Below are 16,171 nucleotides of genomic sequence, written 5' to 3' on the forward strand. Positions count from 1 at the left end.
GGCCATGGGGAGAACTCCCCTGCCCCCACCCCTCCACGCATATGCGGGATTCTGGCGGCCCGACGGGCACCCGGGCCGCCAGAATCGCGCATATGCGGGGTCGTGGAGGGGTCAGCCGCCGAGGAGAGGGAGCTGGACGCGGCGGACCTTGGCCTTGTCCACGAGCATGCCCCGCCCGACCGGGAACTCCTTGCGCTGGACGCGCGGGAAGGAGGTGCGGAAGAGCGAGTCGCCCTCCATCTGGTCCGGCTGCAGCGCCAGCCCCCGGCGGCCGTTGCGGATCTCGGCGATCAGCGGCCAGGAAGCCCCCCAGGTGCTCGTGTCGCCCTCCCCGATGACGAGGTGCTCGTTGCGCTTGACGGCCTTGATCACCTCGACGAGGGGCTGGTCGGCCGGGCTGGTGAGGAAGTCCGCGAGCGCCTCGATAACGACGACGGTCCCCACCCGGCCCTCCGGCGGCGGTTCCTTGAGGTCCCCGACGACAGCCTTGGCGAGCTCGGCGACGTCCGCCGGGCCCGTGGCCGCCTCGTCCCACAGGTCCAGGCTCCGCAGCCCGGAGCGGCGGGCCCCGAAGTATAGGAAGCGGGCCTCGGGGTGGGCGCGCTGGATCGAGCTGACCAGCCAGTGCAGGGCGTTGGTGCGCCCGGACTGCGGCGGGCCGGCGAGCAGGAAGGTGCCCAGTGCCTCGATGCCCACCGGCTCCAGGGTGTCGTCGGCGACGCCGACCACCGGCCGCCCGGCCAGGGACCGCGGCATCGTGTCGGCCGGGATGATCTCGGGCAGGCGCCGGACGACGGGGGCCTCGGGCACCCCCGCCCGGCGCAGGGTGCCGGCGAGCTTCTCGATCGCGCGGACCTGCTCGGCGAGGTTCGGCGAGCCGCCGAGCACGGCGACCTGCATCTCCAGGCCGCCGGCGATGGCGCGCCCGGGTGGGGAGGACTCGTCCAGGACGTCCTTGGGCGCCCCGAGCATCGCGTAGGCGTTGGTGTCGACCTGCCGCATGACGACCTTGCGCGGCAGGCTGCCGGCCACCGAGGACGGGATGGACCCGGCGCGGTCCGCGGTGACGGCAACGTGCACGCCGGCACCTCGGCCGTCGACGAGGAGCTGGAGGAACAGCTGGTAGAAGGGCATCCGGGCACCGATGGACTCCCACTCGCTGCGGAAGGCGCCGTAGCCGTCGATGAGGAGCAGGATGCGCGGCTCGTCGGGCCGGCCGGCGATCTCGCGGTACTCGTCGATCGTGCTCGCACGGGCCTCGGCGTACCGTGCCGAGCGCTCCTCGACGGTCTCGCGCAGCCGGCGCAGCAGGCGCTGGACGCGCTCGGCGTCGTCCCCGTCGATGACCGAGCCCACGTGCGGCAGGCTCTCCAGCGCGGTGAGCCCGCCGGAGGCGAAGTCGAGGGCGTAGACCTGGACCGGCCCGCCCTTGGGCGTGATGCCCGCGGCGATGGCGAGCGTCCGCAGGGCGGTGGACTTGCCCGCGCCGCTGCCGCCGTAGAAGGCGATGTTGCCGTCGACGTCGGGGCGGTAGTAGGTGGTGGTCTGCCGCTGGTGGGCGGGGTCGTCGACGATGCCGAGCGGGAGCGCCGAGTCGGTGCGCGGGTGGAGCGCGGACAGGTCCTGGACCTCGGCGAGCGTGGGCAGCCACGGCTTGCGGGGCGCGGGCACACCGGCGCTGACGGCGGCCGCCCCGATGGAGTCGACCACCCGCCGGATGTCGGTAGGCCCTTCGTCGACCGGGCCGGCCGACTCGACCTCCTCGGCCCGTTCCGGGCGCTCCCAGCGGGTGCCGGCCCCCATCGCGAGGGTCTCCACCTCGACCTGCGGCTTGGGCCGCGCCGTCGTCGAGCGGCCGCCGGCGTAGCCGGTCTGGAACATGGTGACGCGCCCCGGGCCGGTCCGGGCCGCTCCGCGGCCCGGGAGGGAGGGGTCGAAACCGGCGGCGACGGGCAGGCCGAGGACGTCCTTGGAGTCGGACTCGTCGTTCATCCGCAGCGCCACGCGCAGGTTGGTGTTGGCCCGCAGGTTGTCCTTGATGACACCGGCGGGACGCTGGGTGGCGAGCACGAGGTGCAGGCCCAGGGAGCGGCCGCGTTGGGCGACGTCGACCACGCCGTCGACGAACTCGGGCACCTCGGTGGCGAGGGCCGCGAACTCGTCGACGATGATGATGAGGCTCGGCGGGCACTCGGGGTCACCGGTCCGCTCGAGGGCCAGGAGGTCCTTGGCGCCCTTGCGGTTGAGGAGGTGCTCGCGGAAGTGCAGCTCGGCGCGCAGGGAGGTGAGCGCCCGGCGCACAAGGTGCGGGGACAGGTCGGTGACGAGCCCGACGGTGTGGGGCAGGTCGACGCAGTCCGCGAAGGCCGAGCCGCCCTTGTAGTCGACGAAGAGGAAGGTCACCCGGTCCGGGCTGTGCGCGGCGGCCATGCCGAGCACCCAGGACTGGAGGAACTCGGACTTGCCGGCGCCGGTGGTCCCCCCGACGAGGGCGTGCGGGCCCTGCGTGCGCAGGTCGAGGGTGAAGGGCTCGGTGGCCGCCTGGCCGATGAGGGCGCGGAGGTTCGCGTCGTGCCGACGCCGCTGCGGCGGGGTGCCGTCGCGGGGCGTGAGCGAGCCGTTCTCCCGCCAGCGCTCGAGGGTGGCGGCCGGACCCTCGGCCGTCTCCGGGCCGAGGAGGCCGAGGTAGGAGACGCGGGCGGGCAGGTCGGAGGCGTCGTCGACCGGCGCACCGGCATCGACGACGGCGGCCAGGTGCTTGGCCAGCGCGAGCACCTGGTCCTCGCTCACCGTGTCGCACGCGAGCGGGCGGACGGCGGCCCCGTGCTTGACGTAGCCCGCCGTCGCGCCGTCCGCCGTCGTCGAGACGGTGAGGAAGGTGCGGCACACGGCAGGCAGGCGCTCCTGCGAAGGCGCGCACCACAGGACGTGGATGCCGACGGCGGGGCCTTCCTCCGCGATCCGCACGAGCCGGCCGCGCTCGATGGGGGCGTCGTCCTCGACGAGGAGGACGAGCGTGGGCAGCTGGAGCGTGCGGGACGCCCCGGCGGCGCGGCGGCGGGCGTCGAGAAGACCCTCGATCTTGCCGACGAGCTGGATCACCCCGGCCTGGTTCGAACCGATGTGCGCGCCCTCCAGCGGGGAGTGCACAGAGCCGACGTGCGGCAGCCACTTCGTCCAGTCCCAGCGTGCGGCGCTGGCGGCTGAGGTGGCGACGGTGAGGATGAGCTCGGCCGGGGAGTGGAGGGTGACGAGCTGGGCGACGGCCGCGCGCGCGACGTCGTCCAGGACGTGGCGCGGGCCGGCCAGGCCGAGCGCGCCGCTCTCGCGGAGCTGGACGGTGGCGGGGAGGCCGTCGATCTCGCGGAAGTCCTCCTTGAGGGCGCTCACCATCTGCCAGTGCTCGGGGACGGCGTCGTTGCGGGCGGGCATCTTGACCGTGGCGCGGGAGGGCAGCGTGCCCAGCCCGAGGCGCAGGTCGAGGTAGGCCTCGTGCTCGGGGCGCCGGGTCCACAGCAGCGGCTCCAGTGCGAGGGCGGAGACGCGGACGTCCTGCACGGCGGGCGACTCCCCCAGCCGGGTCGTCCGCTCGCGTTCGCGCTCGACCTCCATCTCGGTGCGCATGAGATCGACGGACTGTCCGAACTGCTCGATGGCGGCCTGGTACTCCCGCTTGCCGGTCACCCGTCTGTCGATGTAGTTGCCGATGACCATGAGCGGCATCATCAGCATGAAGACCATGCCCAGGGCGCCACGGCCGACCATGAGGAAGATCGGGGCCATGAGCAGCGGGATGAGCAGGATGACGATGGGGAACTTCGTCGGCTTGGGCGGCTCGGGCGGCTTCGGCGCCTCGTGCTCCTCGCCCTCGTAGACGGGTGCCAGCCGCGGGGACCGGTTGAAGTCCACGTGCGCCGCCCCGGGCGCGGCGTGCCTGCTGGCCGCGATCCGGGTCACCTGGATCGTCGTGTCACCGAGGGTGACGGTGTCCTCGGGCAGCAGCGCGGCGCGCTGGACGAGGCCGTCGCCCATGAGCAGGCCGTTGGCGCTGCGCAGGTCGACGAGCTCGATGATGTCGGTGACGGCGAGGCGCGCGTGCTCCTTGGAGACCGTGGGGTCCGAGAGCCGCACGTCGCAGCCCTTGCCGCGGCCGATGATCGAGGTGCCCTCCGGGAGGGTGACCTCCAGGCCGGCGTCGGGACCGTCGATGACGGTGAGGCGCGCCGCGGCCGGCAGGTCCCCGCCCGCGCCGTCGAAACGGGCCGCGGCCTGGGCGAGCGACACGACCGAGCCGGACCGGACGGTCTCGGCGGCGGCGTCCTCGGGCAGGAGCAGCCGGGTGGTGCGGTCCTCCGAGCCCGGGGTGCCGTGGATGCGCAGGGTGAGCTCGCGGCGGTCCTGCTCGGAGAGCAGCGTGGGGACGGGGTCGGTCTCGGCGAGCGCGCGGGCGAGCTCGGCGACCGTGGCGGTGCCGTCGACGGTGACCGCGAGGTCGGCCGGCTCGGCAGAGGTCCGCAGCAGCGTGAGCTTGATCCGCATCAGCGGCCCTTTCGCAGTGAGGTGAGCGAGATCCGTGAGCGTAGCCAGCGGCGGCGGCCCACGGCCGCGCGCAGGCGGCCCTCGGTGGACTGCACGTGCTCCCAGTAGCCGGTGACCGCCCCCTCGTCCGGCAGCACCGGGCCGAAGACGCCGGCGTCGGCGTGCCGCGCGAGCGAGGCGCTGTCCAGCCGGGAGATGTCCACCGGTCTCGCGCCGCGGCGCCGGGTGCTGCGCCCGCCGGCGAGGCTGTCCTCGAGGTCGCGGGCCTGCTCGTGGCGGGTGCCCGAGGGAGTGACCGGGACGCCGAGGTCCCGGGCGCGGTCGACGACCTCCGCCCAGCCGCCGGCGACCCGCCCGGAGCCGCTGCCACGGGTGCGCCGCCGGCGCCGGCGCAGCACCTTGAGCAGGACGATGAGCAGGAGCGGGAGGAGCAGGACGAGGATCGAGGCCCCCACGCCGATGACGATGAGCATGGTGTAGCTGATGGGCTCGTCCTCCGGGACGTCCTCCTCGTCGGCGTCGACCTCGTCGCGGTCCATCGGGGGCGCGTCGGGCGGCTCCTGCGCGGGCGGCGGCGGCTGGAGCACCTGGGGCTGCGGGCGGTCCTGCGGCTCCGGCTCCTCGACCTGGGGGATGCGGTCCTCGTCCGGCGTCGCGTAGAAGGGCACCCAGCCGTGGTCCTCGAAGGCGACCTCGACCCAGGCGGTGACGTCGTCGCCGGTGATCTCCACCGGGCCGCTGCTGCCGGCGGCCTCGGGCGCGAAGCCCATGACCACGCGGGTGGGCAGGCCGACGGCGCGGCCGAGGAGGCCCATGAGGGCCGCGTACTGCTCCTCGTCCCCGATCATCAGCTCCTCGGTCACCATCTGCGCGAGACGGGCGGCGCCGTGGCCGGCGAGGGAGGGCGCGTCGCCCTCGAGGCCGTGGGAGAAGTAGCCCTCCTGGAGACCGCCGACGAGGGCCTGGACCCGGGCGAGCGGGGTCTCGGCGGAGGCGACCATGGCCGACGCCTCGGCGACGACCATCTCCGGCACGCCGGAGAGCTCGGGCTGGTCGACGCGGCCGAGCGGCGCGCCCTCGAGGGCACTGACCGGGGGCTCGACGACGGGCGCGGCGAGGAGGGAGTAGCTGTCGCCCTTGCGCAGCCCGCTCGTGACGATGCCGGTCGCGGAGGCGCGGTTGAAGTAGAGGTTGCGGGCGGTCTCGGTGGCGTCCGGACCGGCGAACTCGACGTCGTAGGTGCGGCCCACCGTGGGCAGCCACACCCCCGCGTACTCGCCGAGCTCGACCTCCACCGTGGCGGCGTCGTCGGGCACGGTGGCCTCGACGCGCTCCCCGATGCGGGTGAAGGTGCCCGAGCCGGCGGCGCTGCCGTCGGCGCTGCCGGCGACGGCCCACGTGGTGCCGTCGTAGGCGTCCATCGTCGCGAGGCGCACGGGCGCGCCGGCAGGCAGGCCGCTCACCGTGAGGATCGTGTCCTCGCGGTGGTCCTTGAGGTAGGCGCGGAAGCCGGCGAGCGGGCTGGGGTAGTCGTGCGGGTCGAGCGGCGGCTCGATGACCTCGCGCAGGACGACGCGGTGGGTGTCGCCGGGGGCGAGGAGGCCGACGCCGGTGCCACCGGCCGCGGCGACCGCGACGAGGACGAGGACGGCCACGGGCCGCCCCTGCTGCAGCCGCCCGGTGCGCCACGTCGCCCACAGCAGGCCGGCGAGGGCGCCGACCAGGGCGAGCGGCAGCGCGAGGACCTCGTGGGCCGTGCCGAGGAGGATCGCACCGGCGAGGACGACGGCGGGCGCGAGCAGCGCCCACGCGGGCCGGCGGGTCCGCAGGGAGACCGTCACCGCGACGAGCGTCGCGAGGAGGGCGAGGAGGTAGGGCGCGGTCAGCGTGTTGCCGACGGCCCCGAGCGGCGGGGCGAGGGTGACGACCTGCTTCCACGACGTCACCGCGCCGCTGCCGACCGCCCCGAGGGTCTGCGGGGTGGGCACGATCCCGGCCAGCGCCGTCGTCGGGGCCCCGAGGGAGGAGCCGAGGACGGTGGCGCCCAGCGTGGCGGCGACGACCGTGAGGGTGGTCCAGCGGCGCCACGCGCCGAACGTGGCGACGAGGGTGCCGAGCACCGCTCCGCCGACCGCGGCCGCGACGAGGCGGGCGCTGCCGTAGACGGGCAGGAGCGGGACGAGGGCGAGGAGGACGAGCCCGACGGGGACGAGGACGTCGACCCAGCGGGCGCGCAGCAGCGCGAGGTAGTCGCTCACCGGCGCTCGGCCTTCCGGAATCCGCGGCGCAGCTCGGAGAGCTCGCCGATCGTGAGGACGGTGACGACGCCGACGGTGTGGACCGCGGTCTCCGCGCCGCTGACCACCTGGACCGCGAAGGCGCGCGCATCGACGGGGAGCACGGCGCCGGCGGCACGCAGCTGGTCGGGGGTGACGGTCGAGCCGCACACGAGGACGACCATCGAGGCGCGCTCCACCTCGCGGCTGATCTGGTGGGCGATCGACACCACACCGGTGGGGCCGCCGTCGCGCTCGGTCCGGGTGAGGGAGTCGAGGTACTGGCCCGGGGAGACGGCCCGCAGGGTCTCGTGGCTGGTGAGGGTGGTGAGGTCCTTCTCCTCGCGCATCGCCTGGAGGGCGAGGGAGCCGAGGGTGGAGACGGCGGTCTCGAACTCCTCGTCGTCGCCGTAGTCGCGCTCGTTGCGGCTCATCCCGACGACGAGGTGGGAGCGGCGGGTCTCCTCGAACTGGCGGACCATGAGCTTGCCGGCGCGCGCGGAGGTGCGCCAGTGGACGTAGCGGCGGTCGTCGCCCGGGACGTACTCGCGCAGGGCGTGGAAGGACAGGTCGGCGCTCGTCACCTCACGGGTGGGCCGGCCCTCGAGGTCGTGGATGAAGCCGGCGGCCGAGGAGCTGAGCACGACCGTGCGCGGGTGGACGTAGAGCTCCTGCGGGTCGCCCCAGGCGACGCCGCGGCGCATGAGGCCGAGGGGGTCGCCGCGGACCGTGCGGACCGGGCCGACCTGGATGACGCTGCGGCGGCTCGTGGGGATCGCGAAGATCTCCTCGTGCTCCTCACCCGCCCCGAGGCCGGGCAGGTGGAAGCCGATCTGGGCGGCGCCGACGGGCATCTCGACGCGGGCGGGCAGCACCGGGTGCGCGGCCGCGTTGCGGACGATGACGCCCGCCATCGCCCGCTCCCCCACGACGACGCGGCGGTCGCTGAGGCGCAGGCTCACCTCGTAGGGGTGGCGGCCGAGGGTGAAGACGAGGGCCGCGACGAAGGTCGTGACGAGGGTGGCGCCGAGGACGACGAGCTCGACCCAGCCCAGGCGCCGCCCGGCGACCCAGGCGACGAGGCCGACGACGAGCACCGCCCAGCCGGCGACGCTCACCGCCTTGGCGGCACGCTCGATCCCGAGACGGGGGCCGCGGGTGCGCTCGACCAGGGACCGCAGCGCACTGGTCTCCGAGAGTCGCTCGGAGAGGGCGGCGCGGCCCCGGGTGGTGGTGGAGGGCTCGCTCACGGCTTACTGGTCGCCGCCGCGGCGGGTGGGCGGGGCGATCTCGGCGAGCACGCCGCGGATCGCCCCGGCCGCCGTCGCCCCCTCGAACTCCGCCTCGGCGTCGAGCACGATGCGGTGGGCGAGGACGGGCTCGGCGAGGTCCTTGATGTCGTCCGGGACGACGTAGTTGCGCCCGTGCGCGGCGGCCCAGGTCTTGGCGGCGCGGATGAGGGAGATGGCGCCGCGCACGCTGACGCCGACCGTGACGTTCTCCGCACGGCGGGTCTCGGCGACCATCCGTGAGACGTACTCGAGGACGGCGGCGTCGACGTGGACGGTGCCGGCGAGCTCGATCATCTCGACGACGGCGGTCCCGGTGATGACGGGCGTGACGCCGCCCGCGCGGTCCCGGGTGGAGGCGGCCGCGAGGATGCTCACCGTCGCGTTGTGGTCGGGGTAGCCGACCGAGGTCTTCATGAGGAAGCGGTCGAGCTGCGCCTCGGGCAGCCGGTAGGTGCCGGCCTGCTCGATGGGGTTCTGGGTGGCGAGCACGATGAAGGGACGCCCGACGTCGTAGGGCACGCCGTCGAAGGTGACGCGCCCCTCCTCCATGACCTCCAGGAGCGCGGACTGCGTCTTCGGCGAGGCGCGGTTGATCTCGTCGGCGAGGACGACGGAGGCGAAGATCGGGCCCTTGTGGAACTCGAACTGCTGGGTCTTGGGGTCGAGGATCGACACGCCGGTGACGTCGGAGGGCAGCAGGTCCGGGGTGAACTGGATCCGTGAGCTCGAGGTCTGCACCGCCGCCGCGAGCGACCGGGCCAGCTGCGTCTTGCCGGTCCCCGGGACGTCCTCGAGGAGCACGTGGCCGCCGCTGAGCATCGTCGTGACGACGAGCCGGATGACGTTGGCCTTGCCGACGACGGCCCCGCCGACGGCGGAGACGATCTTCTCGAAGGTGTCGGCGAACCACGCCGCCTGCTCGGGCGTCATCGTGGTCTGCTGCTCGGTCGTGGTCATGCGGGCTCCGTGTCTCTGGGGCGGTCGTGCGGGAGGGAGGGGATGGGGACTACCACGTGATCGTGTCGCAGGCGTTGACACCGTTGCCGGTCACGCACACCCCGACGCGCTCCCCCGGCTGACCGCGGAACGTGGGGGTCTGCCAGCTGCCGGATCCGGAGAGCGACCTCGTGTAGGTGCGCCAGTGGTCGTCGCCGGGCTCGTTGGACGCCGTGAAGCGCACCGTGTAGCTGCCGCTCGGCATGTCCGCCCACGAGAACTTCAGGAAGGCGCACGAGCTGTGGTTGCACTGCGTGTTGCTCACGGGGTCACCCTTGAGCATCCGGACCGACGGGTCCGGCGGCGGCGGGGGCGGGCGCCGCACCGGCGCGTCGATCGTCCGCACGGAGGCGTTCGCCGTACGGACCTCGCCGTCGGCCCGCTGGGCACGGATCTCGGCCCGGTAGGTGGTGCCCCAGTCACCGTTGATCTTGCGGCTGCCGTTGGCGGGCACGTTCTCCCAGCCGCCGTTGCCGATCTTCAGCTGGACGCTCGTCACCTCGCGCCCGTTGCCGTCCGGCGTGGTCCAGGTGAAGGTGGCACCGGGCTGCTCGGAGATGGTGTCGATGTAGCCGTTGTGGGCACCGTGCCGCTGCCCGGACATCGTCGCCTGGGCGAAGGGGCCGAAGGGCACCGCCGCCGCCGAGGCGGGGCTCGCCTCCCCGCAGTAGGTGTTGCAGGCGCGCACGGAGAAGGTGTAGCTCGAGCCGTCGTTGAGGCCGGTCATCACCTTGTTCGAGGGCAGCTGGCTCCACCCGCCGCCGTTGACGCTCACCTCGAAGCGGCGGATCGGGTCACCGTTGTCGGCGGGGTTCTGGTGGGACAGCTCGACGACACCGTCCTGACCGGTCGCGCGAGCGGTGACGCTGGGGACGCGGTCCGGCTGGAGGAAGGACCGCACGGACGCCGACGCCGGGCTCACCGGGGAGGTCCCCGCCTTGTTCGTCGCCGACACGGTCACCGTGTAGTCACTGCCGGCGGGCGCGTCCTCCGTGAAGGAGGTCTGACCGCCGGGCAGGGTGAAGGACTTGAAGGCCGAGCCGTCCCGGCGGATGACGACGTCGTAGGACGCGATCGCGTCGCCGTTGTCCGCCGGCGCCGTCCACGAGGCCGTGATCTGGGCGTTGACGGGCGAGTCGACGCGCTGCGCGACGGGCGCGACCGGCTGCTCCGGGACGCCCGCGGGCACCTCGGGCGCCGACCACTCCGACCACTCGCTCGGGTCCGGGGCGTCGTTGTGGGCGCGCACCCGCACGGTGTAGGACTGCCCGTTCTGCAGGCCGGTCCACGTGTGGGAGTTGCCGCTCACCGAGATCTGCCCGCCACCGGGGGACGGCGCGATCTGCAGGTCGTAGGAGGTGACGTCCGAGCCGCGGCTCACCGGGGTCTGCCAGTCGACCTCGAGCTGGCCGTCACCGAAGGTGAGGGTGGGCGCCGCGGGCCGCTCGGGCTTGACGTCGGGCCGCGCGACCGCGGACGGGCCGGAGGGCTCGGAGTCGCCCACCTTGTTGACGGCGGTGACCGTGAAGGTGTACTCGACGTCGTTGGTGAGCCCGCCGATGGTGCAGGTCGTCGTCGGGCACTCCTGGCTCACGCCGTCGGCCTCGACGCGGTACCCGGTGATCGGCGCGCCGTTGTCGGCGGGCGCGGACCAGGTGAGCACGACGGTCTCGTCCCGCACCTCCTCCACGCGCGGGGGCGAGGGCCGCTCGGGGACACCGATGACGGAGTAGGTGATGCGGCCCTCGACGTCGCGCAGCGGGTCGCCGGTGGCGTCCTGGACGGCGTAGCGCACGGTGGCACGGCCGACGAAGTCCGCGCCCGCCGTCACCGTGACCGTGTCACCGTCGGTGACGGGCTCGGGCCCACCCGTCTCGCTGCGCGCGTAGACCACCGTGAGCGGCTCGCCCGGGAAGGGGTTGAAGGCGCCCTGGAGCACGTTGACGGAGTCCGACTCGCCCTGCTCGATCTCGCCGAGGTCGTGGTCGTTGACCGAGGCGAGACGCCGGTTGGACGCCGCGACCGTCACCTCGATGACGCCGGGGACCGGTTCGGCCTTGGAGTCCGAGACGGTGATCTGGATGTTGCCCGCCGTCCCCCGCGGGGTGTCCACGGGCGCGGAGACGGTGAGGTTCGGGCCGTCGAGGCTCGCGTCGACGCCCTCGGGCACCCCGGCGAGCTCGAAGCTCAGCTGGTTGTAGTCGCCCGTGTCCGGGTCCTCCGACAGCTGGCGCAGGTTGAGCCCGACCGGCCCCTCCGCGGGGACCACCTCGATGGCGGCGCCGTCGAAGGTCGGCGCGGTGTTCTCCGTCGACTCGACGGTGATGTCGAGGGTGAGCACCGCTGTCAGGCCCTCGGGGTCCTCGGCGCTCTGACCGTCGGTCACCTCGAAGGTGAGGGTGGCGGGCCCGGCGTAGGTGGGCGCGGAGGTGAAGGTGAGGGTCGTGGGGCCCACGACGGGCGAGCTGCCGTCGGAGTTCGTCGCGCGGACCTGCTCGGCGTCGGTGAGGCGCACCTCCTTGCCGCTCGGGGCGATGACGTAGTCCGCGCGCGCGCGCGCGCGGGTCTCCCCCGTCGCGACGACGATCGGGTCGACGTCGGTGCGCAGCACCGGGCCGGAGTCCTCCAGGCCGGGGACGTCGACGAAGGCGTAGGACGTGAGGCCGTCGAGGTCGGTCACCGAGTAGGTGAGCACCTGCCGCGAGGCGAGCACGTCGACCTGGATCTCCTCGCCGACGACGGTCGCGTTCTCCGGGGAGCCCTCGAGGCCCACCGTGAGGTCCTCACGGCTGCCGTCGGGGTCGGAGTCGTTGTCGAGGACCGGGATCGTCACGCGCTCCTGGTCGAGGATCGTGATCGCCCGGACGAGGTCGTCGACGGCGACGGGCGCCTGGAGCGGCGCGTCGGGGTCGACCCGGACGGTGATGATGCCCGTCGAGGTCCCGCCGCGCTGGTCGCTCACGTGGTACGGCAGGGCGAAGGTGCCCTCCTGCTCCGGCGTCGTGATGCGCAGGCGGCCGCTGTCGAGCTGCTCGACCTCGAGCTCCTCGACCTCGTCGACGGCGGGGTCGCCGAGGTAGAGCGGGTCGCCGTCGGGGTCGGTGTCGTTGACGATCGGGTCGAAGTCGACGACGCGGCCCGGCCGCACGGTCACCTCGTCGTCCAGGGCCTGCGGGGCCCGGTTGAGGTCGGGCGGCGGGACGACGGCGACGCGCGCCGTCGCCGAGGCGTAGGTGCCCATGCGGTCGCGGACGGCGTAGGTGAAGGAGTCGGTGCCGGTCGAGCGGGAGTAGGCCTCGTAGTCGATGTACGTGGGCCCGACCTCGACGATGCGGCCCTTCGTCGGTGCGCGGTCGGCGCCGAGGAGCTGGACGGAGTCGCCGTCGGGGTCGATGCCGAAGAGCGGGACCTGGATCCGCACCCGCTCGCCGGCGAAGGCGCGCGACTCGACGGGCAGCGGCTGCGGCGGGGCGTTGCGCTCGCCGTCGTCGGCCTGGACGTAGATCGTCACCTGCGCGGAGGCGCGCTGGTCGGACTCGTCGACGACCTCGTAGACCGCGTTGATCGTCTGCGGCTGCTCCGGTGCGCGGAAGCGCAGCGTGTCGCCCGAGGCGAAGAGGTGCCCGGCCTGCGGCTCCTCGACGAGCTCGGAGGACAGCTCGAACTCCAGGCCCGCCGGGTGGGAGTCGTTGGACAGGACGGGGATCGTGACGAAGTCGCCGGCGCGGACGTTCGCGACGTCGGCCCGGGCGACCGGCGGCTGGACGAGCGCGTCCGGGGGGACCTGCATGACGACGACCTCGCCGGTGGCGCTGGACTCGCCGTTGGACACCTCGTAGGTGAGGCGCTGGGTCGTCTGGACGTCCTGGCTCGCGGTGATCTTGAGGATGCGGTGCTCGAGGACGGCGACCGTGAGCCCCGAGCCCTCGGGGACGTCGACCTGCCGCACGGCGAGCAGCTCACCGCTCGGGTCCTCGTCGTTGGCGAGGACGTCGACGAGCACCTGGCCCCCGGCGGGGAGCAGCCCGACGTCCTGGACGGCGACCGGCGCCGCCTCGGCGGGCTCGCGCACGTCGACGCGGATGAGGCCGGTGGCGGAGGCCCCGGCGTCGTTGACGACGATGTAGGTGAGGTAGTACGTCTGCGCGGCCTCCGCGGAGAAGCGGAAGGCACCGGCGTCGTAGTCGGGGACCACGGTCGCGCCCGGCACCTGCTGGACGTCGGCCAGGCGCAGCGGCTCGGCCTCGCCGCCCGGGTCGGTGTCGTTGGCGAGCGGCTCGACGACCGTCTCCTCGCCGGCGATCGCGGTGACGAAGTCGAAGACGGGCGTGGGCGGCAGCGCGCCGGCGGGCCGCACGTCGACGTCGAGCTCGACCTCGGCGGTGTCGGTGCCGTCGTAGACCTCGACCGCGACCGGCTTGATGCCGGGCGTGACGCCGGAGTCGACGAAGGTGACCGCGCCGTCGGGGGTGAAGCGGACGATGTCGTCGGTGCTGGCGGTCGCGCCGACGACGACGAGCTCGTCGCCGTCGGGGTCCATGACGGTGTCGAGGACGTTGACGCTGCCGGTGGCGCCGGACACGAGCGTGAGGGCGGCCGGGCGGACCTGCTCGGGCGGCCGGTTGGCCTCGGCGGGCACGACGGTGACGCGCGCGACGGCCTCGGCCTCTCCCCCGCGCCCGTCGCTCACCGAGTAGCGCATCGCGAAGGCGCCGCTCGCGCCGTCGGCGACGGCGATCTGCAGCGCGCGGCCGCCCATGATCGGGCGGACGGTGCCGAAGGACTCCCCGGGCGCGTCGAAGGACGAGACGGTGAGGAGGTCGCCGTCGGGGTCGGTGTCGTTGGCGAGCACCTCGAGGACGGTCGTCGACCCGGCGCGGACGCCGAGCTCGTCGTCCTGGGCGATGGGGTCGCGGTTCTCCTGCTCGCGGTCGAGCGGGAGCTGCTCCTCGATCTGCTGCTGGGACTCCTCCTCGTCGTCGCTCGCGGCCTGCGGCGGCACGACGTCGTCCCAGTTCTCGACGATCTCCATCGCGTCCTTGACCAGCCACACGGTGCCGGCGACGAGGTCGTTGAGGACGACGACGTCCCGGTTGACGCGGAAGACGAGCTTCGCGTCGGTGAGGGTCTTGTCGATGGGCTGCTCGGCGACCTCGCCGTTGCCGCAGCGGGACTGGTAGACGCCGGTGGCGCCGGCCCACGCGCCGTGGCTGCAGCCGGCGACGACGACCGGCTCGGTCGGCGTGCCCGGCTGGGAGACGCGGTCGACGCTCGGCTCGCCGCGGCCGAGGGGCACGCGCACGAGGCCGTCACGGGCCGCGAGGACGACGTCGCGCGCGGCGGCGGAGGGTGCCTGGAGGGCCACCTGCGCGGTGTCGGCGAGGTCGGTGACCTCGAGCGGCTCGGTCTCCGGACGCAGGAGCGTCACCCGGTCCTGCTCGTCCCGGACGAGGACGACCGGCTCGTCGCCGACGGCGCTCACCTGGATCTCGGCGTCGGTGAGGCGCTCGGGGTCGATGCCGAGCTCCGCGACGGCGGGCTCCTCCTCGCCCTCGGGGTCGAAGCCGGCGGGGATGGTGACGAGGGTGGCGTCGCCCGGGGAGACGCCGTAGGTGGTCCCGTCCACGCCGACGGCGATGACGGCGTTGGCGCCCAGGCCCACGGTGGGCTCGCGCTCCTCGTCGGCGAGCCCGCCGCCACCGAGGACGGGGGCGGTGTGGAGCTGGCCGCTGCGCGAGTCGAGGACGGCGAGGGTGTCACCGCTCATCTCGATCTGGCGGGGGCCGGGCAGGGACACCGTGGTCGTCGTGAGGACCGTCGCGGGGTCGACCTGCTGGAGGACGCCCGCGCCCTCGTCGACGAGGAAGACGTGGCCACCGTCCTGGAGGACGTCGAAGCTCGCGCTGCGGGCCGCGAGACCGCCGTCGAGGAGCTGGACCTGGCTGTTGAGGCGTCCCAGGCGCATGTGCTCCTGGCTCGTCACCCACACGCCGCCGTCGTTGAGGTCGACGTCCGCCGTGGCGACGCCGTCGTACAGGACGCCGGCGACGACGAGCCCCGCCCCGAGGACGGTGACCGTCGCGGTGGAGACGACGCGCTGGCGCCGCTTCGGGTCCGCGGCGCGGCCCTTGCGCCGGGGGGTCGAGTCGGCCCGGCGTGTGCGCCGGCCCGTGGGGACGTCTGGCACGTCCGTACCACTGTTCCGCCCGCGTCCGAGTCGCACGTGTCCCGCCCTACGTCGTGTGTGGAGGCATGCTGGGGGCCGACGACCTCCGTGGGCCCCCGGCGCCGCTCCGCAGACTAACAAAGGCAGGAGACGAAGGTCCTACCGAAGGATGGGGAGAACTGCCCACCCTCATGCGGAGGCGTTCCGCGCCTTCTCCTCGTCCAGCCCCGGGAGCTGGTCGGGACTGACGATGCGCGAGGCGACGGCGTGCTCGACGAGCCGCGCGCGCCGGTTGACCGCCAGCTGCTGCGGGCCGCCGCGCAGCCCCCGGACGCCGTTGCGGTCGAGCTTGTCGCAGACGTTGTCGAGCTTGCGGTTGAACTTCGTCAGCGCCCAGCCCAGCCGCTCGGCGGCCTGCGCGGAGGTGGGGATCGCCGCGCTCCCCCGGCCCGAGAGCACCGGCTCGGCGAGCGCGAGGACGAGGAGGTGCTGGGACTCGGTGAGGGCGACCGGCCCGATCGTCGTGTCCCCGACGTGGACCGGCTCGGCCTTGGCGGGCGCGAAGGTCGGGTCGGGGTTGACGAGGTTGATCTCGTAGGTCGTGGGCCCGGCGGTGAAGAGGATCGTGGTGCCGGCGTAGACGAGCGGCAGGCGCGCGCCCGGGGCGAGCCAGGCCTGGGTGTTGCCCTCGCTGTCGGCGAGGGTCGCCGACAGCCGGGCGCCGACGTTCTCGATCCACCACAGGTCCTCGACGAAGGCGATCCGGAGGAAGCGCCGGTGGAGGTAGGGGTTGTCGTCGATCTCGAGGGCGCCCTCGCGCCCGATGTAGAACGGCTCGTCGCGGGTGATGGGGAACCACTCCCCGCAGAACTCCAGCTGCAGCGTGCTGTCCTCGCTCATCG

6 protein-coding genes are annotated in these 16,171 nt (G+C 73.9%); all 6 read right to left on the bottom strand.

Translation table 11 applies throughout. The annotated features are described in order from the left end of the window. Window positions 1-111 precede the first annotated feature (111 nt). Window positions 112-4,539, bottom strand: a complete 4,428-nt coding sequence (locus H9624_RS11330) for a type VII secretion EssC family protein (protein WP_251839999.1) — start codon at window positions 4,537-4,539, stop codon at window positions 112-114. Beyond that, entirely contained in the window at window positions 4,539-6,797 is a 2,259-nt protein-coding gene (locus tag H9624_RS11335) for a transglutaminase-like domain-containing protein (protein ID WP_251840000.1), read from the bottom strand. Before H9624_RS11335 ends, H9624_RS11330 begins: the two co-directional genes overlap by 1 nt. Then, window positions 6,794-8,065, bottom strand: coding sequence for a DUF58 domain-containing protein (locus H9624_RS16940; RefSeq protein WP_251840001.1), 1,272 nt, complete (start codon window positions 8,063-8,065; stop codon window positions 6,794-6,796). The genes H9624_RS11335 and H9624_RS16940 overlap by 4 nt, the downstream gene beginning before the upstream one ends. 3 nt (window positions 8,066-8,068) lie before the next feature. Next, complete coding sequence (locus H9624_RS11345) at window positions 8,069-9,064, bottom strand: AAA family ATPase (protein WP_251840002.1); 996 nt, start codon at window positions 9,062-9,064, stop codon at window positions 8,069-8,071. Between the two features lie 49 nt (window positions 9,065-9,113). Beyond that, on the bottom strand, window positions 9,114-15,290 hold the full coding sequence (locus H9624_RS11350) for an Ig-like domain-containing protein (RefSeq protein ID WP_251840003.1): 6,177 nt from the start codon (window positions 15,288-15,290) through the stop codon (window positions 9,114-9,116). A 168-nt stretch (window positions 15,291-15,458) separates the two neighbouring features. After that, window positions 15,459-16,169 (bottom strand): hypothetical protein, encoded by a 711-nt coding sequence (locus tag H9624_RS11355; RefSeq protein WP_251840004.1) that lies wholly within the window; start codon window positions 16,167-16,169, stop codon window positions 15,459-15,461. Between the last annotated feature and the right edge of the window lie 2 nt (window positions 16,170-16,171).

Origin of the sequence: Oceanitalea stevensii (assembly GCF_014837105.1) — a bacterium.
Taxonomy (GTDB): Bacteria; Actinomycetota; Actinomycetes; order Actinomycetales; family Actinomycetaceae; genus Oceanitalea; species Oceanitalea stevensii.